Origin of the sequence: Shewanella canadensis (genome assembly GCF_003966225.1) — a bacterium.
Lineage (GTDB): Bacteria > Pseudomonadota > Gammaproteobacteria > Enterobacterales > Shewanellaceae > Shewanella > Shewanella canadensis.
The window spans coordinates 25938-48542 of the sequence record NZ_RXNU01000020.1; the positions used below are offsets into that span (position 1 = coordinate 25938).

The following is a 22605-nucleotide window of genomic DNA, read 5'->3' on the forward strand; positions in this document are numbered from 1 at the left end:
TTTCATACAACGTTTCTGCGGCATATCACAAAACGATTACTCCATAACAGGGACAGCAGGCCACTCAATATCAGGTGCAGTTGATGTATCAACACGGTTCAGCAACACCCGATACTTCTTCCAGGCTTCCAGCAACGAGGTTTCTTCCTTCGTTGCAATTTCCAGATCTGCAGCATCCTGAAGCGGCGCAATATGCTCACTGGCTACCTGCATCAGGCTTTTTTTTGTTTCTTCCGCCTCCCGGATCCGGAACAGTTTTTCTGCTTCCGTATCCTTCACCCAGGCTGTGCCGTTCCACTTCTGATATTCCCCTCCCGGCGATAACCAGGTAAAATTTTCCGGTAACGGACCGAGTTCAGAAATAAATAACGCGTCGCCGGAAGCCACGTCATAGACGGTTTTACCCCGATGGTCTTCAACGAGATGCCACGATGCCTCATCACTGTTGAAAACAGCCACAAAGCCAGCCGGAATATCTGGCGGTGCAATATCGGTACTGTTTGCAGGCAGACCGGTATGAGGCGGAATATATGCGTCACCTTCACCAATAAATTCATTAGTTCCGGCCAGCAGATTATAAATTTTTATGGTCCGTGGTTGTTCACTCATTCTGAATGCCATTATGCAAGCCTCACAATATAGTTAAATGCAATGTTTTTGACGGTGTTTTCCGCGTTACCCGCAGCGTTAACGGTGATGGTGTGTCCGTGTGAACCAATACTGAAAGAATGGGCATGAGCACCGATAACAACCGGATGCTGGTGCGCACCAATACCAACTGTATGCGCATGTGCACCGGCACTCACGGCTGTACCGGACAATGAGTGACTGTGGCTGCCCTGACTGTCCGTTTTCGATAAATAAGCAATACCCTGTGTGCTGGTTCCTTTAACTGTGGATAAACTTCCTGTAATGGTTGCTGTTCCATACTGACTCCAGCCAGAACTGTTCATCCTTAAACCACTTGTGTGGGCATGAGCACCCGCGGCCCCTGTTGAACCGCTCAGACTGTGAGCATGAGCCCCCGTGTTATTCGTCGATTTGGTGCCGTAATCGAAACTGCCTGTTGTTTTCGTCCCGTAATCAAACGACGATGTGGTTTTCGTCCCCAAATCCGTACCGGATGCACTGGCACTGTGGGTGTGCGACTTAATTCCATCCTGTTCCTGAGACAATACAGCACGACCGCTGGCGGGTTTCCCCTTGATTGTCCAGCCTCGCATATCAGGAAGCACACCCGATGGATACGCGACAGCAAGTTTTGGGTAGGCTGATTTGTCAAACGCCTGCCCCTGCATCAGGACGTAGCCAGACGGAACGATATCTGATGGCCACGGGATCGGCGCACCTGCCGGAAAGGCCGAATTCTCACCGGCCCCAAGGTATTCAAGAACATCTGCAACGGAATTTTTTGCCAGAATATCCCTGCCAACCTGAGTCAGTTCAGTCAGGCTGGCGGCATCATTTTCCGCAAAATACGGTAATTTATTTTTCGCCGTGGAAAGCCCTGCCAGCGCCGTCAGTGTCGCATTCTTCGGTTGTTTACCCGCAAGCGCGTTAGTCATGGTGGTAGCAAAATCTGGATCATTCCCGAGCGCTGCGGCCAGTTCATTCAGCGTATTCAGTGCGTCAGGTGACGCGTCGATAACATCTGCAATCGCGGCCAGTACAAAAGCGGTGTTCGCAATCTGGGTATTGTTTGTTCCCCTGAGCGCGGTTGGTGCTGTTGGCGTTCCGGTCAGTGCCGGACTGTCCAGTGGGCTTTTCTGTTCGTTTCATCCATTACCACCTTAACCGCCTTTGGCGTTGCAGCAAGCGTTTCAGACGTGCTGTTGGTTGCACTGCTGAGCTGCACTATCCCCTTTCTCGTTGTGTCCGCATCCTCAAGCGCGACAGCTGAAGCTATATCTTCTGCACGTTTTGCCGAATTTTTTGCACGTATTGCCGCCGCTTCTGCCGCACTTTTGCTCTGCGATGCTGATACCGCACTTCCCGCAGCCTCTGTCGCCTTCGTGGATGCCGTTGACGCACTCCCCGCCGCCGCTGTTTTTGCGTCTGCCGCGGCAGAGGCGCTCCGTTCCGCTGCTGTTTCAGATGACCTGGCATTCGTCTCGGACGTTTTTGCCGCCCTGGCAGAATTTTCTGCCGCCGTTGCCGAGGAAGCTGCACGACCGGCACTTGATGATGCGTTCGTTTCTGATGATTTTGCTGCCTCTTTTGAGGCCACCGCATCTCGTGCTGAAGTGGCGGCCTCTGACGCTTTCGTGGCCGCGGTGGAGGCAGACGTGGCGGCTGATTGTTGTGACGCTGCAGCATTCGTTTCTGACGTTTTCGCCGCACCGGCACTGGTGGCCGCCGCGTTTTTTGAGGACTCTGCGGCTGCGGCACTTTTTTCCGCTTCAGTGGCCTTTGCTGATGCCGCTTCTGCGCCGGAGGACGCTTCCTGAGCTGACGATGCAGCCTGTCCGGCGGACGTGCTGGCGGCGCGTGCTGAGTCAGTTGCATCAGTCACAAGGGCCGCGACCTGAGCAGCTGATGCACTGGCATCGCCGGCTGATTTCTTCGCGTCTGCCGTACTCTGTGCCACCACGGACGCGTTACGCGCCACCTCTTCCACCATCAGTTCAAGACGACGCAGCACCTCCGGCCGGGCATCATCCTCCGTCATGGCACAGAGAAAATCATTCAGCGTCCCCGGTTGTGAATCTTCATACACGGTGATGGTCCCGGCGTGCGATGGTGGAAAACCGTCAACCTGCAGGATGACACTGTACTGACCGTACTCCACATCCATGCTGTAACGCCCGGCTTCATCCGGATTCTCTGAGCCCACCGTGTTCACCACCACCGTGGTGCTGTTACGTCTGGCTTTCAGCTGAATGGTGCAGTTCTGTACCGGTTTTCCTGTGCCGTCTTTCAGGACTCCTGAAATCTTTACTGCCATATTCACCCCACAAAAAAGCCCACCGGTTCCGGCGGGCTGTCATAACACTGTGTTACCTGGCTAATCAGAATTTATAACCGACCCCAACGATGAATCCGTCAGTACGCCAGTCGCCACTGCCGGAGCCTTCATAAGCAATATCAACAACGACGGACGCTGCCGGATTAATCTGTATACCTGCACTCCACGCCACTGAGGTATGCCGCATTGCACTTTCGTCCCTGGCAGTGGTCGTCTCTTTCATATACCCGGGAGTGATTTCCGTCTTACGGTAATCCATTGTACTGCCGGACCACCGACTGTGAGCCACTCCGGCCATGGCGTACGCACTGACCTGCTTACTGATTTGTAAAACCGGTCCGGCCATCACGCTCACATAACGTCCACGCAGGCTCTCATAGTGAAACGTATCCTCCCCGGTCATCACTGTGCTGCTCTTTTTCGACGCGGCGAACCCCAGGGAAGCCATCACCCCCACACTGTCCGTCAGCTCATAACGGTACTTCACGTTAATCCCTTTCAGATGACTCACACCGGTATCCCCGCCCGACAACGACGGCAATGTACCCGGTTTCACTTGAAAATAGCCCACCGTAAACGTACCATGTCCACCTTCCGCACGGGCCGGAGTGACTGTCACCGCAAGTGCGGCAAAGACAGCAACGGCAATACACACATTACGCATCGTTCACCTCTCACTGTTTTATAATAAAACGCCCGTTCCCGGACGAACCTCTGTAACACACTCAGACCACGCTGATGCCCAGCGCCTGTTTCTTAATCACCATAACCTGCACATCGCTGGCAAACGTATACGGCGGAATATCTGCCGAATGCCGTGTGGACGTAAGCGTGAACGTCAGGATCACGTTTCCCCGACCCGCTGGCATGTCAACAATACGGGAGAACACCTGTACCGCCTCGTTCGCCGCGCCATCATAAATCACCGCACCGTTCATCAGTACTTTCAGATAACACATCGAATACGTTGTCCTGCCGCTGACAGTACGCTTACTTCCGCGAAACGTCAGCGGAAGCACCACTATCTGGCGATCAAAAGGATGGTCATCGGTCACGGTGACAGTACGGGTACCTGACGGCCAGTCCACACTGCTTTCACGCTGGCGCGGAAAAGCCGCGCTCGCCGCCTTTACAATGTCCCCGACGATTTTTTCCGCCCTCAGCGTACCGTTTATCGTACAGTTTTCAGCTATCGTCACATTACTGAGCGTCCCGGAGTTCGCATTCACACTGCCACTGATATCCGCATTTTTAGCGGTCAGCTTTCCGTCCGGTGTCAGGGAAAAGGCCGGAGGATTGCCGCCGCTGGTAATGGTGGGGGCCGTCAGGCGCTTCAGGAACACGTCGTTCATGAATATCTGGTTGCCCTGCGCCACAAACATCGGCGTTTCATTCCCGTTTGCCGGGTCAATAAATGCGATACGATTGGCGGCAACCAGAAACTGGCTCAGTTTGCCTTCCTCCGTGTCCTCCATGCTGAGGCCAATACCCGCGACATAATGTTTGCCGTCTTTGGTCTGCTCAATTTTGACAGCCCACATGGCATTCCACTTATCACTGGCATCCTTCCACTCTTTCGAAAACTCCTCCAGTCTGCTGGCGTTATCCTCCGTCAGCTCGACTTTTTCCAGCAGCTCCTTGCCGAGATGGGATTCGGTTATCTTGCCTTTGAAAAAATCCAGGTAACCTTCCGCATCATCGCTCGCCCGACCGACGGCCTCCACGAATGCCGATTTGCCAACGGTGTTCACACTGCGGATATAAAAGTAATAATCATGGCCCGGTTTGATATTGATACTGGCGGCTATCCAGTACAGCGCCGTACCAAGATAACGCGTGCTGGTTTCAACCTGTCTGATATCCGCAATCTGCTTTTCCGAGAACCAGAACTCAAACTGTACCGTCGGGTCATAAACGGCAAGATGCGGCGTGGCGGTTATCTGAAAATAGCCCGGCGTCAGCTCAATCCTCGACGGTGCTGCCGGTGCGGCAATCCGGAACGATACCGACGCCGGATCGCCCTGCTGCCCCCACGCATTTACCGCCCGGACTGTCAGCCTGTAGTTCCCCAGCGCCAGTTGCGTGAAGCGGTATGTGGTTTCCGTCGTCCGGGCCGTGCTGACCAGCCGCTCACTGCCGTCGTCCGCTGTTACGGTCAGACGGAGCAGGAAACTCACGCCCTTCACCACCTTCGGTGTGTCCCATCGCGCCAGCACCTGATATTCCCCGCTGTCTGCAGTGACTTCTGCGGTCAGGTGCTGCACCGCTGGCGGCGTGACACCATTCACCGTGCCACTCTGTTCGCCGTCAAAGTGCGCCCCGTTATCCACGATGGCCTCTTTTTCCGGCACATGCTGCACGGCGGTGATGGCATACGTGCCGTCGTCGTTCTCACGGATACTCACGCAGCGGAACAGTCGCTGGCGCAGCGTCGGCAGCTTCAGCTCCCATACGCTGTATTCAGCAACACCGTCAGGAACACGGCTCACTTTTACCTTCACGCCGTCGGTGACGGACTGAACCTCCACGCTGACCGGATTGCCACTTCCGTCAACCAGGCTTATCAGCGCGGTACCGGAGGATGGCAGCGTGATTTCACGGTCGAGCGTCAGCGTCCGGGTCTGGCTGTTCACCGCCAGCACACGACCACCGGTGCTGATACCGGCATAGTCATCATCGCAGATTTCAATAACATCGCCCGGTACATGGCGAAGCCCTTCTGCGCCGACGCTGAAATCCACGGTCTGCGTTTCCAGCAGTTCTGTTTTAATCAGCCACAGCCCGGCGCGGTGTGCCTGCCCCCGGCTGGTACAGCCAAAGGCATCCATCTTCGTAACATTACGACCGTAACGGGCAATGGCCTGCGTATCTTCAACAAGCTCTGTCGCCGTCTCCCAGCCGTTGTTCGGGTCAATCCAGTTCACCTCAACGGCATTATGGCGGTCCTTCAGGGCGCTGAAGCTGTAGCGGAACGGCGCGCCATCATCCGGCATCACCACATTACTGCGGTTATAGGTCCACGTCTTATCCGACGGTCGGTCCTGCACGAACGTCAGCGTCTGCCCGTTCCATACCGGCATACAGCGCATCGCCGAGCAGAAATCGCTGAGCACATCCCACGCCTTACGCTGTGTGGTCAGGTACGCATTACAGGTGATGCGCGGCTCCGTGCCGCCAAAGCCGTCCGGCACTGACTGGTCGCAGTACTGGCCGATGACATACAGCGCCCATTTATCCACATCCGCCGCACCAAGACGTTTCCCCATGCCGTAGCGCGGATGGGTCAGCATATCCCACAGACACCAGGCCATGTTGTTGCTGTATGCCGGTTTAAACGTTCCGTCCCAGATACCGCTGTATTGCCGCGTCTGCGGGTTATAGTTCGACGGCACCTGCAGAATACGCCCGCGCAGATGATAATTACGGCTCACCTGCTGGCTGCCGAACTGCTCCGAGTCCACCTGCACGCCGACCAGTGCCGTGTTCGGGTAGCACTGTTTCACATCGATGATTTCAGTGTATGACGACCAGAGCGTTTTGTTCTGCAGCTGGTCTGTGGTGCTGTCCGGCGTCATCCTGCGCATCCGGATATTAAACGGGCGCGGCGGCAGGTTACCCATCACCACCGAGGCCAGATACTGCGAGGTGGTTTTGCCCTTAATGGTGATGTCTTTTTCCGTCACCCAGCCACCGTTACGTTGTATCTGAACCAGCAGGCGGACTTCCGACGGATTCCTGTCACCCTTTGAGGTGGTTTCCACCAGTGCCTGTACACCGAAGGTAAAGCGCAGACGGTCGATGTTTGCAGACGTAATGGTGCGGGTGATCGGCGTGTCATATTTCACTTCCGTACCCAGCACCGTCTCGGAGCCGGAGGATTCAAATCCCTCCGGCGGAGTCTGCTCCTGCTCACCAGCCCGGAACACCACCGTGACACCGGATATGTTGGTATTCCCCTCAGTGTCCAGCACCGGCGTACTGTTCAGCAGCACGCTTTTTAAGCCATCCACCGGACCTTCAATCGGCCCTTCGCTGATGGCATCGATCACACTCAGCAACTGCGTGGACTTCAGGTTGTCCTTCGCTTCGCGCGGGGTATGCCCCTTACTGCTTCCTTTACCCATTCCTCACGCTCCATAAATGACAAAACCGCCCGCAGGCGGTTTCACATAAAACATTTTGCATCAGCGACCAATCACCACAACCTGACCACCGTCCCCTTCGTCTGCCGTGCTGATCTCCTGAGAAACCACGCGTGACCCCACGCGCATTTCCCCGTACAGAACAGGCAGAACATTGCCCTGGGCAACCATGTTATCCAGTGAGGAGAAATAGGTGTTCTGCTTACCGTTATCCGTTGTCTGTATACGGGGAGTTCTGGCTTTCGGTGCCAGCATCTGCGCCACACCACCGAGCACCATACTGGCACCGAGAGAAAACAGGATGCCGGTCATACCACCGGCCCCAATGGCTGCCCCCCATGCTGCAAGGGTGGCTCCGGCGGTAAAGAATGATCCGGCAATGGCGGCAGCCCCCAGGACAATCTGGAATACGCCACCTGACTTGGCCCCGGCGACTCTGGGAACAATATGAATTACAGCGCCATCAGGCAGAGTCTCATGTAACTGCGCCGTTAACCCGGACGTGCTGACGTCCCGCCCGGCAATCCGTACCTGATACCAGCCGTCGCTCAGTTTCTGACGAAACGCCGGGAGCTGTGTGGCCAGTGCCCGGATGGCTTCAGCCCCCGTTTTCACACGAAGGTCGATGCGGCGACCAAATCGTTGTAAATCCCCGTAAAGGCAGATGCGCGCCATGCCCGGTGACGCCAGAGGGAGTGTGTGCGTCGCTGCCATTTGTCGGTGTACCTCTCTCGTTTGCTCAGTTGTTCAGGAATATGGTGCAGCAGCTCGCCGTCGCCGCAGTAAATTGCGGCGTGATTCGGCACTGATGAACCAAAACAGCACAGCAGCACATCGCCCGGCTGTGCCGCTGACAACGGCACCTGATACAGCCCCGTCGCCTCCAGATTATCCAGATAGAGATTCTGGCCGTTACGCCACCAGTCATCCTCACGATGAAAGTCCGGCATCTCAATCCCCGCCAGATGATAAGCATCCCGGAACAGTGTGTAACAGTCCGTCACACCGTGCTCAAAGCGCCGCCCGGTGAGATGCGGCACACAGCGGAACTTATGAATCGTCCCCCGGCAGACCAGCCACCACGGCAAATCACTCTGCACCTGCAGCCGCCGGTCGGCCTCACTCAGCCAGGGCAGACCACCGGGGTGGCTGTGGACCAGCGCCACAATCTCACCCTGCATTTCTGCCTGCAGCCAGTCTTCCGGCGACATACGGAAATACGCCTCCGGCTCACCGGAGATATTCACGCAGGGGAAATATCTTTCCCCCTCCGGCGTGCTTACCACGAAGCCGCACGACTCCGCTGGCGCACATCGCCGGGCGTGCGCCAGAATCGCTGATTCTGTCTGTGTCATGGGATTTACTGCGAAAGTTTGTTAATGGAAAGGAAGCCGCCAAAGTTGCCGACGTTATTGCGGAACTTACAACCGCTCAGGCATTTGCTGCATTTATCCTTCGTGATATCGGACGTTGGCTGGTCATATTCATCCGCGACAGCCGGACCGCTATAACCGCACTCGTCACCGCGATAGGTCCAGGTGCAGGTGTTGGCCAGCATGATACGTCCCGGAAAAACAGCGCCATCCGTTTCCGTCGGCGTGGACAGTACAAAGGAGGCACTCACCGCGCTCAGTTCGCTGCACTGCTCAATGCGCCAGCGGCTGATCACCTCCTGCTCCGGATCGGCGTAACTGTTTCCGTTGACGAAGTTCACCGCATCCAGAAAACGGGCGTAAACCTTACGCCGGACCACCGTTCCGCCGACCAGACTCTGCATATCTTCCGCCATCCCGGTGACCATACCGTACAGGTTAGAAACCGTCAGCGTGGGGCGCGTACTGGTGCCTTTGCCATTCAGTTCAAAACCGCTCCCCTGAATGGGATACGGCTGATACTGTCGCCCCTGCCAGGTGACCGGCTCACCTTTTTCGTTCTGCTCATTACAGAAAAAATAACGTTCTCCACCGACCTCTGTCAGGTCGATTTCCCAGAGCACCACGCTGGCCGACTGCTCCGCACGGGTGCATTCATTCAGTGTTTCCTGCCGGATATCCTGCATCAGTTCACCACCTGTTCAAACTCTGCGCTGAACTCAACACGCAGCATACTGACCCGCGACGACCATTTTGCGCAGGTCACCTTTATCTGCCGCCACTCATAAGGCGGCGTCCACAGAAAGGATTTCCAGCCCCCGTGCTCTTCCAGAAACGACTCCAGTACCGTGGCCTCCTCACGGGGGACAGAAAGCGTCACGCTGTACGTTTTCAGGTTGGCATTCAGCCCGGCAGGCGCTCGCTGAGAATAGCCATCACCAAAGCGCACCTTTCTTACAGAAGGGACCGAAGCCACATCCATACCGGGTTTCACTTTCCAGCGGAAGGTCTTCATCGTCCACCTCCGGAGAACAGGCCACCATCACGCATCTGTGTCTGAATTTCATCACGGGCACCCTTGCGGGCCATGTCATACACCGCCTTCAGAGCAGCCGGACCTATCTGCCCGTTCGTGCCGTCGTTGTTAATCACCACATGGTTATTCTGCTCAAACGTCCCGGACGCCTGCGACCGGCTGTCTGCCATGCTGCCCGGTGTACCGACATAACCGCCGGTGGCATAGCCGCGCATCAGCCGGTAAAGATTCCCCACGCCAATCCGGCTGGTTGCCTCCTTCGTGAAGACAAACTCACCACGGTGAACAATCCCCGCTGGCTCATATTTGCCGCCGGTTCCCGTAAATCCTCCGGTTGCAAAATGGAATTTCGCCGCAGCGGCCTGAATGGCTGTACCGCCTGACGCGGATGCGCCGCCACCAACAGCCCCGCCAATGGCGCTGCCGATACTCCCGACAATCCCCACCATTGCCTGCTTAAGCAGAATTTCTGTCATCATGGACAGCACGGAACGGGTGAAGCTGCGCCAGTTCTGCTCACTGCCGGTCAGCATCGCCGCCATATTCTGTGCAATACCATCAAAGGTCTGCGTGGCTGCACTTTTTACCTGCGACATACTGTCCGTGGCGCTCTCTTCCCACTCACTCCAGCCGGACTTCAGGCCTGCCATCCAGTTCCCGCGAAGCTGGTCTTCAGCCGCCCAGGTCTTTTTCTGCTCTGACATGACGTTATTCAGCGCCAGCGGATTATCGCCATACTGTTCCTTCAGGCGCTGTTCCGTGGCTTCCCGTTCTGCCTGCCGGTCAGTCAGCCCCCGGCTTTTCGCATCAATGGCGGCCCGTTTTGCCCGTTGCTGCTGTGCGAATTTATCCGCCTGCTGCGCCAGCGCGTTCAGGCGCTCCTGATACGTAACCTTGTCGCCAAGTGCAGCCAGCTGGCGTTTGTACTCCAGCGTCTCATCTTTATGCGCCAGCAGGGATTTCTCCTGTGCAGACAGCTGGCGACGTTGCGCCGCCTCCTCCAGTACCGCGAACTGACTCTCCGCCTTCCACAAATCCCGGCGCTGCTGGCTGATTTTCTCATTTGCTCCGGCATGCTTCTCCAGCGTCCGGAGTTCTGCCTGAAGCGTCAGCAGGGCAGCATGAGCACTGTCTTCCTGACGATCGCCCGCAGACACCTTCACGCTGGACTGTTTCGGCTTTTTCAGCGTCGCTTCATAATCCTTTTTCGCCGCCGCCATCAGCGTGTTGTAATCCGCCTGCAGGATTTTCCCGTCTTTCAGTGCCTTGTTCAGTTCTTCCTGACGGGCGGTATATTTCTCCAGCGGCGTCTGCAGCCGTTCGTAAGCCTTCTGCGCCTCTTCGGTATATTTCAGCCGTGACGCTTCGGTATCGCTCTGCTGCTGCGCATTTTTGTCCTGTTGAGTCTGCTGCTCAGCCTTCTTTCGGGCGGCTTCAAGCGCAAGACGGGCCTTTTCACGATCATCCCAGTAACGCGCCCGCGCTTCATCGTTAACAAAATAATCATCCTTGCGCAGATTCCAGATGTCGTCTGCTTTCTTATACGCAGCCTCTGCCTTAATCAGCATCTCCTGCGCGGTATCAGGACGACCAATATCCAGCACCGCATCCCACATGGATTTGAATGCCCGCGCAGTCCTGTCTGCCCAGGTCTCCAGCGTGCCCATGTTCTCTTTCAGGCGGCGGGTCTGGTCATCAAACCCTTTCGTTGCGGCCTCGTTCGCCGCCTGCAATGCCCCGGCTTCATCGCCGGAACGCTGCAACTGAGCAACATACGCAATCTGCTCCGCCGACACGTTATGGAACTGGCGAGCCATCGCCGTCAGCCCCGACGTCGGGTCTGTGGTCAGCTTCCCGAAGGCTTCAGCGACCTTGTCCACCTCCACGCCGGATGCAGAGGAGAAACGCGCCACACTCTGGCTGATGGACGCAATCTGAGCCTCACCGCTTACCCCCGCCTTAACCAGTGCGCTGAGTGACTCGCTGGTCTGGTTAAACGTCAGCCCTGCCGCCTGCCCGGCTCTGGACAGGACCAGCATACGATCTGCCGTCAGTCCCGCCTGATTGCCGGAAAGGACCAGCGTTTTGTTGAAATCGGACAGGGTTGAGTTGCCCTGATACCAGGCATACGCCAGCGCACCGGTCGCCACCGCCAGCGAGGTGGCCCCCACCATCGGCAGGGTGATCGCACCGGCAAGCCCCCTGAACATGGGGATCATCCCGCCGAAGGAGTCCTTCACCTGCCCCCCCTGTTGCAGCAGGATCAGCCACGGACTTTGCCCGCCTGCAAGCTGCGTGGCCACGTCGGTGAACTGTGCAGGCAGCATACGCATGGCGGCTTTATACTGCCCGACGGAAATCCCCGCTTTCTGTGCAGCCAGCGCCTGTCGGCTCAGCGACTGTTCAACGACTGCCGCTGTTTTTTTCGCATCACTTTCCGTACCAGAAAAATGACGCCTGACTCTGGCCATCTGCTCGTCAAATCTGGCCGCATCCAGACTCAAATCAACGACCAGATCGCCTACCGGTTCAGCCATACCGGACTCCTCCTGCGATCCCTTCTGATACTGTCATCAGCATTACGTCATCCTCCGTCATGTCCGCCACATCCGGGGAAGCGGGGATAACTTCATTCCCGTCCGGGCCAAAGCGGACACCTCCGGCAAGCCCTGCCGCTTTCTGCATCAGCACATCATCTTCAGGCTCTTCGTCAGCCTCGCGCCGGTTCAGCAGACTGAAATCCAGCGGATGCATATCCGGATCGCTGAAAAACAGGCTGAGCACGGTGTACGTCAGCCCGGAAAAGTGCATATCCAGCAGAACATCATGAAAATAATGGGTACTGTAAAAGCGGTGCCAGTCGGCATACTCCGTGGATGACATCCCGGCAAGCATGGCACGCCAGTCGGGTCGCCCCATCTCACGCGCCAGTTTCAGGGCAAAACTCAGCTCACCGTCGAACACTTTCCCGCAGAAACAGGCTCTGCGGGCCCGGCGTCCTCTGTCTGTTCAGGGGCATTATTCACCACAAACTCATACATACCAGACAGCCGGTACACCACGTTTTCAGCATGAGAAATTGCCTCCGTGGGCCAGGTGGTAAGCACTTCCTGCTCAATCTGTTTAACGGCTTCATTCATGGACGGCATCTGCGTCTTCTGCGGATGGTTATGCCACAGGGACATCGCCACCAGAAACGCGCCGGTTCTGATGGCGTCTTCCACAGTAAACTTCCGGTTGCTGTCTGACTCCGCCTGTTCTGCCTGCCGTTTCATCAGGGCGAGATGCTCAATGCGCTGCAGGGCTGACAGTTCAGAAAGCGTGACGGTCACACCGTTATGTTCAAATGATTCGGTTTTCAGGAACATCGCTGACTCTCCGGATTAACTGGCGGTGACGGTAATTTCTGCAACCGCAGCAAACTCACCATTACCGGATACAACCGGAATGTTGACCTTGCCTGCAGCAACGCCGTTCACGGTGATGGTCATACCACTGACCGACACGGTGGCTTTTGTTTTATCCGCAGACACCGCACGAAAGCTCTTGTCGGTTACGCCCTCCGGCTGGAAGGCCACGGTCAGCGTGGTGCTCTGCCCTTTCACCACCGAGGTGCTGGCAGGCGTCACGGTCATGCCGGTTGCCGCTGTTACCGTGCTGCGATCTTCTGCCATCGACGGACGTCCCACATTGGTGACTTTCACCGTGCGGGTGATCACTTCCTTCGCCGTCACCGCCTTACCGATACTGCTGACCCAGCCACGGAACACATCGACCGTGCCGTTCGGGAAGCGGATTTTATAGGCACGGGTATCGCCTTCATTAAACCACGCCAGCAGCGCCTGCTGCCCCTGCTCTCCGGGCATCCACGCCAGCGTGAAGCTGGTATCTCCGGCAGATTTCTGCCCCTGCCCGGTCGCAGTCCAGTCTGCATCTTCATCATCGAGATAGCTGTCGTCATAGGACTCAGCGGTCAGTTCGCCGGGCGTCAGGTCTTTAACTTTTGCCAGACGCGACCAGTCAACGTCTGAAAGCGGATTCGCGTAAGGGTCACCGCTCCCCTTATAAACCCACAGGGTGGTCCCGGCACCTTTCACCGGCATTGTAGGATTTGGTACAGGCATAGCGTCCTCACATTTCATAGGTAATGACATAAGTCAGATCGGCTGAACTCCACAAGCCCGCATCATCGTCGCGCCGGTAGTCATAGCCGCTGGCCACCATACTGGTGATCAAATCTGACAGTGCCGGGATATCGCTCATCACCGGATAAATCCGGGACTCCATCCACGCATCCAGCTCTGAATCCGGCACCTGAGCAGGCAGGAAAACTTCGATATGCAGCTCCGCCTGCCAGGTATCGCTGTCCAGCTCTTCGCCCGTGTATTCAGCGCCGGTGAGATAAACGGCAACTGCCGGAAAATCCGCCTCATCAAAAACAGCGGGGCGACCATCAAAAAACGTCGCCCCGGTGTCATGCTTCTCCAGTGCATCCAGTACGGCTGCACGGAGTTCAGTATGTTTCATCGCTTTATTACCATCCTCAGTTGATGCTGCAGCGCATAGCCCAGCTCTTTCGGAAGACGTTCACGCCGTATCCGCTCAATATTTTGTTTAAACGCCGTGGTCAGCGGCACCGCCATCGGGATTTTCACCACATCAATGGGGTAACGGTTTTTCCCAGCCACACGCTGCATGACATGCCACCGGCCATTTTTCAGTTGCTGAATAAACGCGCCGGGAATACGACGGTTACCCACCACAAGCACGCTGCCGCCACCTTTCAGGGATGAACGCTGCCCCTTTTTACGACGCCTGCGGCGCGAAAGGACAACCCGCGCATTACCCAGCTTGATTACGGGCAAATCCCCCCGGTTAACTTTGATTCTGGCCTGCGGATTTTTGACCGTGGCCCTTTTCAGCCTGGCCCTTTCCTTTACCAGTTTCCGGCGTACCTTTGTCTCACGGGCAACCTGTGACGCCGACTGCGATATCGCGGATGAAGCAACGCGGTTAATGGCCATTGCGGCGGCACCAGGCACCGCCGTTTTGCTGATACGGCTGAGGTTTTCAACGGCCTGCTCAAGACCTTTTATGGCCATACATCCCCCTTTCAGCGGCGACGGTTAACGGCAGGCGGTACGCCCCGTCCAAGCCAGAGATGACAACTTCCGCCATCATCCGGCGAAACCCGATCTACCCAGAAATTTTCCTCACCGATGGTCAGCGTGTCTCCACGCCGCAGCTGCCGCACCTCATCAGTCCGGACAAACAGGGACGGGCTGGAGCCTTCAACGCGCACGCCCTGTCCGGCATAGCTGATATTTTCAGGGTCATCAAAAACACCACGTATCACCGCACCTGACTGCTCACCGGATGTAATGGTGGCTGACGTTCCCATGTACCCGCGTATCGTTTCATCGGCGCGGGCAATGGCAGCATCGAACAGGTTATCGAAATCAGCCACAGCGCCTCCCGTTATTGCATTCTGGCCAGGCCGCGCTCTGTCATTTCGGCTGCCACACCGGCAGAGACACGAAACGCCGTTCCCGGCAGCACAAATGCCACAGGTTCATCCCGCGTGGCGTGAAGTGCATCAGTATGCAGCTTCACCAGTGCCACGACCGTGACCAGTTCAGACGTATCCAGAATCACGGTATCCGGCTGCGCTGATCCCACCTCATTTTCATGTCCGGTCAGCACATTTTCCCGGCTGAGAGGGGTGTCCTGACCGGCAGTTTCATCCGTGTCATCAAGCTCCTCTTTCAGCTCTGCCACACGGAGCGCCAGTTCTTCTTTCGTCCCCGTCAGGCTGACATCACGGTTCAGTTGTTCACCCAGCGAGCGGAGACGGGCAATCAGTTCATCTTTCGTCATGGACTCCTCCACAGAGAAACAATGGCCCCGAAGGGCCATGATTACGCCAGTTGTACGGACACGAACTCATCAGGGTCAGCCAGCAGCATCAGCGGTGCTGACTGAATCATGGTGAACTCACGCGCCGGATCGCCGGTGGTCACCCAGTTTTTCGGGTAACGGGCAGAGGCGTTAATGCCTTCGCGCTGTGCGTCCGCATCCTGAATGCAGCCATAGGTGCGCAGACCGCGTGCCTGAGTGTTCCCCAGCACCATCGTGTTGTCCGGCAGGAAGTTCTTTTTGACGCCGTTTTCCACGTACTGTCCGGAATACACGACGATGGCCACATCGCCATACATCCCCTTATAGGACACCGCTTTGCCCAGGTCTTTCACCGCTGTCTCCAGCTCGGAATTAGAGCCACGACGGGTATCCAGCTTCTCCTTGACGGCTTTGAAGGAACGGAACAGCGCCCAGCCTTTCGGATCGAACACGATGATATTCACCACACCGCTGGCGTTCAGCGCGTAGGCTTCGATATCGTCGGTCGGGTCATACGTGGACTTGTCACGCTTGCTCCACTCCGTGCCGCCGGACTGCGTGATGTTATTCTCCTCACTGCGGCCCATATCCACCTCAACCGGATCGAAGGCTTCACCGGTCATGGTGTATTTGCCCTTAAGCACGGCAGAAACTGCCTGCATCTCTTCGACCTGAGCAATGGCCAGCTCTTCGTCACGCATGTTCTGCATGATGATGCGACGGCGGCGGTAAGCCGGGTCCGCCAGATTCTGCGGATCTTCATCCGGCAGGCGACGCAGGGTCATCTGCGGATTCACTTCATGCTTCGGCTTGACATATCCCGGCGTAAATTCAGAGGTGGAGCCGCCACGGGAACGGATAACCTCACCGGAAACAATCGGCGAAACGTACAGCGCCATGTTTACCAGTCCCGGAATTTGTGAGAGATAGACTTTCTCCGTGGTGAAGGGATAGCTCTCACGGAAAAAGAGACGCAGAAACAGCGGATCAAACTTAAATTTCTGCTCATTTGCCGCCAGCAGTTGGGCGGTTGTGTACATCGACATAAAAAAATCCCGTAAAAAAAGCCGCACAGGCGGCCTTTAGTGATGAAGGGTAAAGTTAAACGATGCTGATTGCCGTTCCGGCAAACGCGGTCCGTTTTTTCGTCTCGTCGCTGGCAGCCTCCGGCCAGAGCACATCCTCATAACGGAACGTGCCGGACTTGTAGAACGTCAGCGTGGTGCTGGTCTGGTCAGCAGCAACCGCAAGAATGCCAACGGCAGCACCGTCGGTGGTGCCATCCCACGCAACCAGCTTACGGCTGGAGGTGTCCAGCATCAGCGGGGTCATTGCAGGCGCTTTCGCACTCAATCCGCCGGGCGCGGTTGCGGTATGAGCCGGGTCACTGTTGCCCTGCGGCTGGTAATGGGTAAAGGTTTCTTTGCTCGTCATAAACATCCCTTACACTGGTGTGTTCAGCAAATCGTTAACGGCATCAGATGCCGGGTTACCTGCAGCCAGCGGTGCCGGTGCCCCCTGCATCAGACGATCCAGCGCAGTGTCACTGCGCGCCTGTGCACTCTGTGGTGCTGCGGCCAGAATGCGGCGGGCCGTTTTCACGGTCATACCGGGGGTTTCTGCCAGCACGCGTGCCTGTTCTTCGCGTCCGTGAGCCTCCTCACAGTTGAGGATCCCCATAATGCGGCTGTTTTCTGCCGCAACCGCTGCGGTGATCTGCGCGTTCACGTCCGGCTGCGCCGCGCTGGCGTTCTCGCCCTCCGTCGCTGGCACCACGTCAGTAACGTCAGCCTGCGAAGCAGTGGCTGAAACAGTTGTTGATTGAGTCTCTTTGGTCATTCGCCCTCCTGAGAGACGGGATTTACGTGCATCCAGTGCATCACGCATGACGGTGATCGCATCGGTGCTGTTAACAAGTTCATCAGCCAGTCCGGCATCAATGGCCTCCTGACCGCTGTACACTGCAGCCTCGGTATCCAGCACAACCTGCACGGACAGGCCGGTATATGCCGACACCTTCTGCGCAAACATCTGGCGGGTTGCGTCCATCCGGGACTGCAGTGTCTCCCGGACGTCATCCGGAAGATGGCTGTAGGGGTTGCCATCCACCTTATGGCTGCCGCTGTAAATCAGCGTGATTTCCACACCCTGTTTCTCCAGCGCAGCACCGTAATTACTGTGAGCCATCATGACGCCGATGGAGCCTGTCCGGGCGGTCTGCGTGACCAGACGCCGGGAGGCGGCACTGGCAAGCAACTGACCTGCACTGCAGTTCATGTCGTTGGCAAGCGCCCATACCGGTTTTATGTCACGCACACGGGCGATGATGTCAGCGCAGTCAAATGCCCCCGCCACCATCCCGCCGGGCGTGTCCATATCGAGCAGAATGCCGTCCACCATCGGATCGCTGGCAGCCTGTTGCAGACGGGCGATAATGCCGTTGTAACCGGTCATCCCCGAGTACGGCTGCAGCGCCCGCGTCCGGCTGACCAGCGTGCCGGACACCGGCAGCACGGCGATGCCGTTCATGACCTGATAACTGCGGGCCTGTCGTGGTCCGTCATCATCACCGGATAATGCCAGCGTCGCGAGTGCCTCCTGGGCAGTCAGGCTGTCGCCGGACACCGCATCCGTCAGGCTGCTGATCCCAAGCTGGCCTGCAAGCGCACAAAAGAAAACCCGCGCATAGGCGGGTTCAAGCATCAGCGGCTCATTAAAGGCCATGCTGGCAATATGCGGGAGATTACGCAGCTCTGCTGTCACTCTTCTCCTCCTCTGTTGATTGTCGCAGCCCGGATTCAAATGCTGCAGCCGCCCAGGCGGGCGGTTTAAGACCGGCTGCACGGCGCTCCATCGTTTCACGGACCTGCTGGGCAAAAATTTCCTGATAGTCGTCACCGCGTTTTGCGCACTCTTTCTCGTAGGTACTCAGTCCGGCTTCTATCAGCATCACCGCTTCCTGAACTTCTTTCAGACCATCGATGGCCATACGACCGGAGCCTATCCAGTCGCAGTTCCCCCAGGCACTGCGGGCTTCCTGAAAACTGAAGCGCGCTTTTGAAGGTAACGTCACCACGCGGCGAACGATGGCCTCTTCCAGCCAGCACAGAAACATCTGGCTCGCCTGACGGGATGCGACGAATTTTCGCCGCCCCATAAAGTACGCCCACGACTCGTTCGCACTGGCCCGTGCCGTGGAGTAGCTCATCTGGGCGTAATTCCGGGAAAGCTGCTCATACGAGACACCCAGCCCGGCAGCGATATACCGCAGCAGTGACTGCTCAAACACGGAGTAGCCGTTATCCGTATCCTGAGCCGTCTGCAGGTTCAGTGAGTCACCCGGCATCAGGTGCGGTACTTTTGCGCCTCCCAGCCGGACCGGCGCTGCGGCGTAATACGCGGCAATTTCACCAATCCAGCCGGTCAGCCTTTCCCGCTGCTCCTGACTGTTCGCGCCCAGAATAAAATCCATCGCTGACTGCGTATCCAGCTCACTCTCAATGGTGGCGGCATACATCGCCTTCACAATGGCGCTCTGCAGCTGCGTGTTCTGCAGCGTGTCGAGCATCTTCATCTGCTCCATCACGCTGTAAAACACATTTGCACCGCGAGTCTGCCCGTCCTCCACGGGTTCAAAAACGTGAATGAACGAGGCGCGCCCGCCGGGTAACTCACGGGGTATCCATGTCCATTTCTGCGGCATCCAGCCAGGATACCCGTCCTCGCTGACGTAATATCCCAGCGCCGCACCGCTGTCATTAATCTGCACACCGGCACGGCAGTTCCGGCTGTCGCCGGTATTGTTCGGGTTGCTGATGCGCTTCGGGCTGACCATCCGGAACTGTGTCCGGAAAAGCCGCGACGAACTGGTATCCCAGGTGGCCTGAACGAACAGTTCACCGTTAAAGGCGTGCATGGCCACACCTTCCCGAATCATCATGGTAAACGTGCGTTTTCGCTCAACGTCAATGCAGCAGCAGTCATCCTCGGCAAACTCTTTCCATGCCGCTTCAACCTCGCGGGAAAAGGCACGGGCTTCTTCCTCCCCGATGCCCAGATAGCGCCAGCTTGGGCGATGACTGAGCCGGAAAAAAGACCCGACGATATGATCCTGATGCAGCTGGATGGCGTTGGCGGCATAGCCGTTATTGCGTACCAGATCGTCTGCGCGGGCATTGCCACGGGTAAAGTTGGGCAACAGGGCTGCATCCACACTTTCACTCGGTGGGTTCCACGACCGCAACTGCCCTCCAAATCCGCTGCCACCGCCGTGATAACCGGCATATTCGCGCAGCGATGTCATGCCGTCCGGCCCCAGAAGGGTGGGAATGGTGGGCGTTTTCATACATAAAATCCTGCAGGTCCCCTGCGTCGCTGTGTCATGCCGGTCTGCACTTCCAGCTCTGCAATATATTTTTTCAGGTCAGACACGGAAGTGGCCGTAAACTCCACCCTTCGTCCGTCTTTCTGTACTGTTGCCACCCGTTTACCTGTCATCAGGTCATGCAGTGCCGCACGGGCAGCGGCAAGTTCTTCCTGTCGCGTCATTCATCCTCTCCGGATAAGGCACGGGCGTAATCTGCCAGTGTTTTCTTGTTGGTTGCTGCACCATCCTCTTCCTGCAGGCTCGCCAGCAGCGCACTGAGATCCAGCTGCCAGCGGGAAATACTGATGCGCAGCGCCGCCAGCGCATAAACGAAGCAGTCGAGTGCCTCATTGCGTCGCTTTTTGCTGTCCCACAGTATTTTTTTCCTGCCATCCACCCATTTTTCGACCTGCTCTTCAGCAGTCAGCTGCTGCGCTTCGGTCAGATCAAAAATATCCGGGTTATTCGGGAAGTGAACGGCACCGGGAAGCGGTTCATCCCCTTCCGGCGTCAGTGTGAAGCGGTTATAAATCTGCTCTTTCGCGGTATCCGTACCGATTTCGGTAAGGTAAACCCCGTTTTTGTTTCGCTTACGTGGCATGCTGGCCACCGGCTTTCCGTAGACGGATGCCCCTTTAATGGGGATCACCCGGAACAGCCCATGTTTTTTCGAGCGTTCATACACAATGGTCGGGTCAATCCCGCCAGTATCCCAGCAGATACGGGATATCGACATTTCTGCACCATTCCGGCGGGTATAGGTTTTATTGATGGCCTCATCCACACGCAGCAGCGTCTGTTCATCGTCGTGGCGGCCCATAATAATCTGCCGGTCAATCAGCCAGCTTTCCTCACCCGGCCCCCATCCCCATACGCGCATTTCGTAGCGGTCCAGCTGGGAGTCGATACCGGCGGTCAGGTAAGCCACACGGTCAGGAACGGGCGCTGAATAATGCTCTTTCCGCTCTGCCATCACTTCAGCATCCGGACGTTCGCCAATTTTCGCCTCCCACGTCTCACCGAGCGTGGTGTTTACGAAGGTTTTACGTTTTCCCGTATCCCCTTTCGTTTTCATCCAGTCTTTGACAATCTGCACCCAGGTGGTGAACGGGCTGTACGCTGTCCAGATGTGAAAGGTCACACTGTCAGGTGGCTCAATCTCTTCACCGGATGACGAAAACCAGAGAATGCCATCACGGGTCCAGATCCCGGTCTTTTCGCAGATATAACGGGCATCAGTAAAGTCCAGCTCCTGCTGGCGGATGACGCAGGCATTATGCTCGCAGAGATAAAACACGCTGGAGGGGTCATCCGGCGTCCATTTGAGGCCAAACGGCGTCTCTTTGTCGCCAAATTTAAGATACTGCTCCTCCCCGCAATGCGGGCAGGCAACATGAAAACGCATAAAATGCGGGGATTCACTGGCTGCACGCTCAATCTGACAGGTGCCTCTCACTTTTGGCGTGGAGCCACGGATGGACTTTGGCCAGACCGAGCCTTCAATACGCTTGTCACCCAGGAACGTCGGAGAGCCTTCCTGTTCAATATCATCATCAAAAGCAGCAAGTTCATCATAACCCGCCACATCCACCGACTTTTCACGGTAGTTTTTTGCCGCTTTACCGCCCAGGCACCAGAAGCCACGCCCATTAGTGAAACGCTTCATGGTGAGCGTGTTATCCCGGTGCTTTTTGCCATACCACGGGGCCAGCGCCAGCAGCGACGGAATATCACGAATAGTCGGCTCAACGTGGGTTTTCATAAAGTTCTCGGCATCACCATCCGTCGGCAACCAGATAAGGGTGTTGCGCTGCTTATGCTCTATAAAGTAGGCATAAACACCCAGCAGCATTTTGGAATAACCGACACGGGCAGACTTCACCACATTCACCTCACGGATGTAGTCGCTGCCCATCGCATTCATGATGGCCCGCTGAAAGGGCAGTGTTTCCCAGCGCCCTTCCTGGTATGCGGATTCTTTCGGGAGATAGTAATTAGCATCCGCCCATTCAACGGCGGTCTGTGGCTCCGGCCTGAACAGTGAGCGAAGCCCGGCGCGGACAAAATGCCGCAGCCTGTTAACCTGACTGTTCGATATATTCACTCAGCAACCCCGGTATCAGTTCATCCAGCGCGGCTGCTTTGTTCATGGCTTTGATGATATCCCGTTTCAGGAAATCAACATGTCGGTTTTCCAGTTCCGGAAAACGCCGCTGCACCGACAGGGGGAGCCCGTCGAGAATACTGGCAATTTCACCTGCGATCCGCGACAGCACGAAAGTACAGAATGCGGTTTCCACCACTTCAGCGGAGTCTCTGGCATTCTTCAGTTCCTGTGCGTCGGCCTGCGCACGCGTAAGTCGATGGCGTTCGTACTCAATAGTTCCTGGCTGGAGATCTGCCTCGCTGGCCTGCCGCAGTTCTTCAACCTCCCGGCGCAGCTTTTCGTTCTCAATTTCAGCATCCCTTTCGGCATACCATTTTATGACGGCGGCAGAGTCATAAAGCACCTCATTACCCTTGCCACCGCCTCGCAGAACGGGCATTCCCTGTTCCTGCCAGTTCTGAATGGTACGGATACTCGCACCGAAAATGTCAGCCAGCTGCTTTTTGTTGACTTCCATTGTTCATTCCACGGACAAAAACAGAGAAAGGAAACGACAGAGGCCAAAAAGCTCGCTTTCAGCACCTGTCGTTTCCTTTCTTTTCAGAGGGTATTTTAAATAAAAACATTAAGTTATGACGAAGAAGAACGGAAACGCCTTAAACCGGAAAATTTTCATAAATAGCGAAAACCCGCGAGGTCGCCGCCCACTGACACTCGG

The 22605-nt window shown here is 56.5% G+C and carries 24 protein-coding genes; all 24 read right to left on the minus strand.

Annotated features, from left to right (window positions below):
- Positions 1-36: 36 nt before the first annotated feature.
- Complete coding sequence (locus EKG38_RS22830) at positions 37-609, minus strand: tail fiber assembly protein (RefSeq protein WP_425277498.1); 573 nt, start codon at positions 607-609, stop codon at positions 37-39.
- Between the two features lie 11 nt (positions 610-620).
- Complete coding sequence (locus EKG38_RS22835) at positions 621-1565, minus strand: phage tail protein (RefSeq protein WP_015979257.1); 945 nt, start codon at positions 1563-1565, stop codon at positions 621-623.
- A gap of 173 nt (positions 1566-1738) precedes the next feature.
- Positions 1739-2944, minus strand: coding sequence for a prophage tail fiber N-terminal domain-containing protein (locus tag EKG38_RS25490; protein ID WP_015979255.1), 1206 nt, complete (start codon positions 2942-2944; stop codon positions 1739-1741).
- A 64-nt stretch (positions 2945-3008) separates the two neighbouring features.
- Complete coding sequence (lom, locus tag EKG38_RS22845) at positions 3009-3629, minus strand: outer membrane beta-barrel protein Lom (RefSeq protein ID WP_001246632.1); 621 nt, start codon at positions 3627-3629, stop codon at positions 3009-3011.
- A gap of 61 nt (positions 3630-3690) precedes the next feature.
- Positions 3691-7089 carry a phage attachment tail tip protein J gene (gene gpJ, locus EKG38_RS22850; protein ID WP_000515495.1) on the minus strand — a complete coding sequence of 1133 codons (3399 nt, stop codon included), beginning with the start codon at positions 7087-7089 and terminating at the stop codon, positions 3691-3693.
- A gap of 60 nt (positions 7090-7149) precedes the next feature.
- Positions 7150-7782, minus strand: a complete 633-nt coding sequence (locus tag EKG38_RS22855; protein WP_000090889.1) for a tail assembly protein — start codon at positions 7780-7782, stop codon at positions 7150-7152.
- Positions 7719-8462, minus strand: coding sequence for a C40 family peptidase (locus EKG38_RS22860; RefSeq protein WP_000194780.1), 744 nt, complete (start codon positions 8460-8462; stop codon positions 7719-7721). The genes EKG38_RS22855 and EKG38_RS22860 overlap by 64 nt, the downstream gene beginning before the upstream one ends.
- Before the next feature lie 5 nt (positions 8463-8467).
- Positions 8468-9166 carry a phage minor tail protein L gene (locus EKG38_RS22865; protein ID WP_001152639.1) on the minus strand — a complete coding sequence of 233 codons (699 nt, stop codon included), beginning with the start codon at positions 9164-9166 and terminating at the stop codon, positions 8468-8470.
- Positions 9166-9495 (minus strand): phage tail protein, encoded by a 330-nt coding sequence (locus EKG38_RS22870; RefSeq protein ID WP_000847379.1) that lies wholly within the window; start codon positions 9493-9495, stop codon positions 9166-9168. Before EKG38_RS22870 ends, EKG38_RS22865 begins: the two co-directional genes overlap by 1 nt.
- Positions 9492-12053 (minus strand): phage tail tape measure protein, encoded by a 2562-nt coding sequence (locus tag EKG38_RS22875; protein ID WP_000840207.1) that lies wholly within the window; start codon positions 12051-12053, stop codon positions 9492-9494. The genes EKG38_RS22870 and EKG38_RS22875 overlap by 4 nt, the downstream gene beginning before the upstream one ends.
- Positions 12046-12480 (minus strand): phage tail assembly protein T, encoded by a 435-nt coding sequence (locus EKG38_RS22880; RefSeq protein ID WP_000459457.1) that lies wholly within the window; start codon positions 12478-12480, stop codon positions 12046-12048. Before EKG38_RS22880 ends, EKG38_RS22875 begins: the two co-directional genes overlap by 8 nt.
- Entirely contained in the window at positions 12462-12884 is a 423-nt protein-coding gene (gene gpG, locus EKG38_RS22885; protein WP_000479153.1) for a phage tail assembly chaperone G, read from the minus strand. The genes EKG38_RS22880 and gpG overlap by 19 nt, the downstream gene beginning before the upstream one ends.
- A 15-nt stretch (positions 12885-12899) precedes the next feature.
- Positions 12900-13640, minus strand: a complete 741-nt coding sequence (locus tag EKG38_RS22890; RefSeq protein WP_001349920.1) for a phage tail protein — start codon at positions 13638-13640, stop codon at positions 12900-12902.
- Positions 13641-13647: 7 nt separating this feature from the next.
- Positions 13648-14043, minus strand: a complete 396-nt coding sequence (locus EKG38_RS22895) for a phage minor tail U family protein (protein ID WP_000683105.1) — start codon at positions 14041-14043, stop codon at positions 13648-13650.
- Entirely contained in the window at positions 14040-14618 is a 579-nt protein-coding gene (locus tag EKG38_RS22900; protein ID WP_000975070.1) for a phage tail protein, read from the minus strand. Before EKG38_RS22900 ends, EKG38_RS22895 begins: the two co-directional genes overlap by 4 nt.
- An 11-nt stretch (positions 14619-14629) precedes the next feature.
- Complete coding sequence (locus EKG38_RS22905) at positions 14630-14983, minus strand: head-tail joining protein (RefSeq protein ID WP_000752979.1); 354 nt, start codon at positions 14981-14983, stop codon at positions 14630-14632.
- An 11-nt stretch (positions 14984-14994) separates the two neighbouring features.
- Entirely contained in the window at positions 14995-15393 is a 399-nt protein-coding gene (locus EKG38_RS22910) for a DNA-packaging protein FI (RefSeq protein ID WP_000158919.1), read from the minus strand.
- Positions 15394-15434: 41 nt separating this feature from the next.
- Complete coding sequence (locus EKG38_RS22915; protein WP_000063280.1) at positions 15435-16460, minus strand: major capsid protein; 1026 nt, start codon at positions 16458-16460, stop codon at positions 15435-15437.
- Between the two features lie 55 nt (positions 16461-16515).
- A complete protein-coding gene (locus EKG38_RS22920) occupies positions 16516-16848 on the minus strand; it encodes a head decoration protein (protein WP_001297109.1) in 333 nt (110 codons plus the stop codon).
- A 9-nt stretch (positions 16849-16857) separates the two neighbouring features.
- Positions 16858-18177, minus strand: coding sequence for a S49 family peptidase (locus EKG38_RS22925; RefSeq protein ID WP_000123343.1), 1320 nt, complete (start codon positions 18175-18177; stop codon positions 16858-16860).
- A complete protein-coding gene (locus EKG38_RS22930; RefSeq protein ID WP_001359455.1) occupies positions 18158-19759 on the minus strand; it encodes a phage portal protein in 1602 nt (533 codons plus the stop codon). The genes EKG38_RS22925 and EKG38_RS22930 overlap by 20 nt, the downstream gene beginning before the upstream one ends.
- Positions 19756-19962 (minus strand): phage head-tail joining protein, encoded by a 207-nt coding sequence (locus tag EKG38_RS22935; protein WP_000198149.1) that lies wholly within the window; start codon positions 19960-19962, stop codon positions 19756-19758. Before EKG38_RS22935 ends, EKG38_RS22930 begins: the two co-directional genes overlap by 4 nt.
- Positions 19959-21884 (minus strand): phage terminase large subunit family protein, encoded by a 1926-nt coding sequence (locus EKG38_RS22940; RefSeq protein WP_001027292.1) that lies wholly within the window; start codon positions 21882-21884, stop codon positions 19959-19961. Before EKG38_RS22940 ends, EKG38_RS22935 begins: the two co-directional genes overlap by 4 nt.
- Positions 21859-22404 carry a DNA-packaging protein gene (locus EKG38_RS22945; RefSeq protein WP_000453580.1) on the minus strand — a complete coding sequence of 182 codons (546 nt, stop codon included), beginning with the start codon at positions 22402-22404 and terminating at the stop codon, positions 21859-21861. The genes EKG38_RS22940 and EKG38_RS22945 overlap by 26 nt, the downstream gene beginning before the upstream one ends.
- Positions 22405-22605 lie beyond the last annotated feature (201 nt).

Bases quoted from the DNA above. Each gene is read 5' to 3' on its own strand.
- EKG38_RS22835 (WP_015979257.1), bottom strand. From the start codon at position 1,565: ATGACTAACGCGCTTGCGGGTAAACAACCGAAGAATGCGACACTGACG.
- EKG38_RS22930 (WP_001359455.1), bottom strand. From the start codon at position 19,759: ATGAAAACGCCCACCATTCCCACCCTTCTGGGGCCGGACGGCATGACA.
- EKG38_RS22855 (WP_000090889.1), bottom strand. From the start codon at position 7,782: ATGGCGCGCATCTGCCTTTACGGGGATTTACAACGATTTGGTCGCCGC.
- gpG (WP_000479153.1), bottom strand. From the start codon at position 12,884: ATGTTCCTGAAAACCGAATCATTTGAACATAACGGTGTGACCGTCACG.
- EKG38_RS22890 (WP_001349920.1), bottom strand. From the start codon at position 13,640: ATGCCTGTACCAAATCCTACAATGCCGGTGAAAGGTGCCGGGACCACC.
- EKG38_RS22915 (WP_000063280.1), bottom strand. From the start codon at position 16,460: ATGTCGATGTACACAACCGCCCAACTGCTGGCGGCAAATGAGCAGAAA.
- EKG38_RS22870 (WP_000847379.1), bottom strand. From the start codon at position 9,495: ATGAAGACCTTCCGCTGGAAAGTGAAACCCGGTATGGATGTGGCTTCG.
- EKG38_RS22910 (WP_000158919.1), bottom strand. From the start codon at position 15,393: ATGACGAAAGATGAACTGATTGCCCGTCTCCGCTCGCTGGGTGAACAA.
- lom (WP_001246632.1), bottom strand. From the start codon at position 3,629: ATGCGTAATGTGTGTATTGCCGTTGCTGTCTTTGCCGCACTTGCGGTG.
- EKG38_RS22865 (WP_001152639.1), bottom strand. From the start codon at position 9,166: ATGCAGGATATCCGGCAGGAAACACTGAATGAATGCACCCGTGCGGAG.
- EKG38_RS25490 (WP_015979255.1), bottom strand. From the start codon at position 2,944: ATGGCAGTAAAGATTTCAGGAGTCCTGAAAGACGGCACAGGAAAACCG.
- EKG38_RS22895 (WP_000683105.1), bottom strand. From the start codon at position 14,043: ATGAAACATACTGAACTCCGTGCAGCCGTACTGGATGCACTGGAGAAG.
- EKG38_RS22830 (WP_425277498.1), bottom strand. From the start codon at position 609: ATGAGTGAACAACCACGGACCATAAAAATTTATAATCTGCTGGCCGGA.
- EKG38_RS22900 (WP_000975070.1), bottom strand. From the start codon at position 14,618: ATGGCCATAAAAGGTCTTGAGCAGGCCGTTGAAAACCTCAGCCGTATC.
- EKG38_RS22935 (WP_000198149.1), bottom strand. From the start codon at position 19,962: ATGACGCGACAGGAAGAACTTGCCGCTGCCCGTGCGGCACTGCATGAC.
- EKG38_RS22920 (WP_001297109.1), bottom strand. From the start codon at position 16,848: ATGACGAGCAAAGAAACCTTTACCCATTACCAGCCGCAGGGCAACAGT.
- EKG38_RS22945 (WP_000453580.1), bottom strand. From the start codon at position 22,404: ATGGAAGTCAACAAAAAGCAGCTGGCTGACATTTTCGGTGCGAGTATC.
- EKG38_RS22875 (WP_000840207.1), bottom strand. From the start codon at position 12,053: ATGGCTGAACCGGTAGGCGATCTGGTCGTTGATTTGAGTCTGGATGCG.
- EKG38_RS22860 (WP_000194780.1), bottom strand. From the start codon at position 8,462: ATGACACAGACAGAATCAGCGATTCTGGCGCACGCCCGGCGATGTGCG.
- gpJ (WP_000515495.1), bottom strand. From the start codon at position 7,089: ATGGGTAAAGGAAGCAGTAAGGGGCATACCCCGCGCGAAGCGAAGGAC.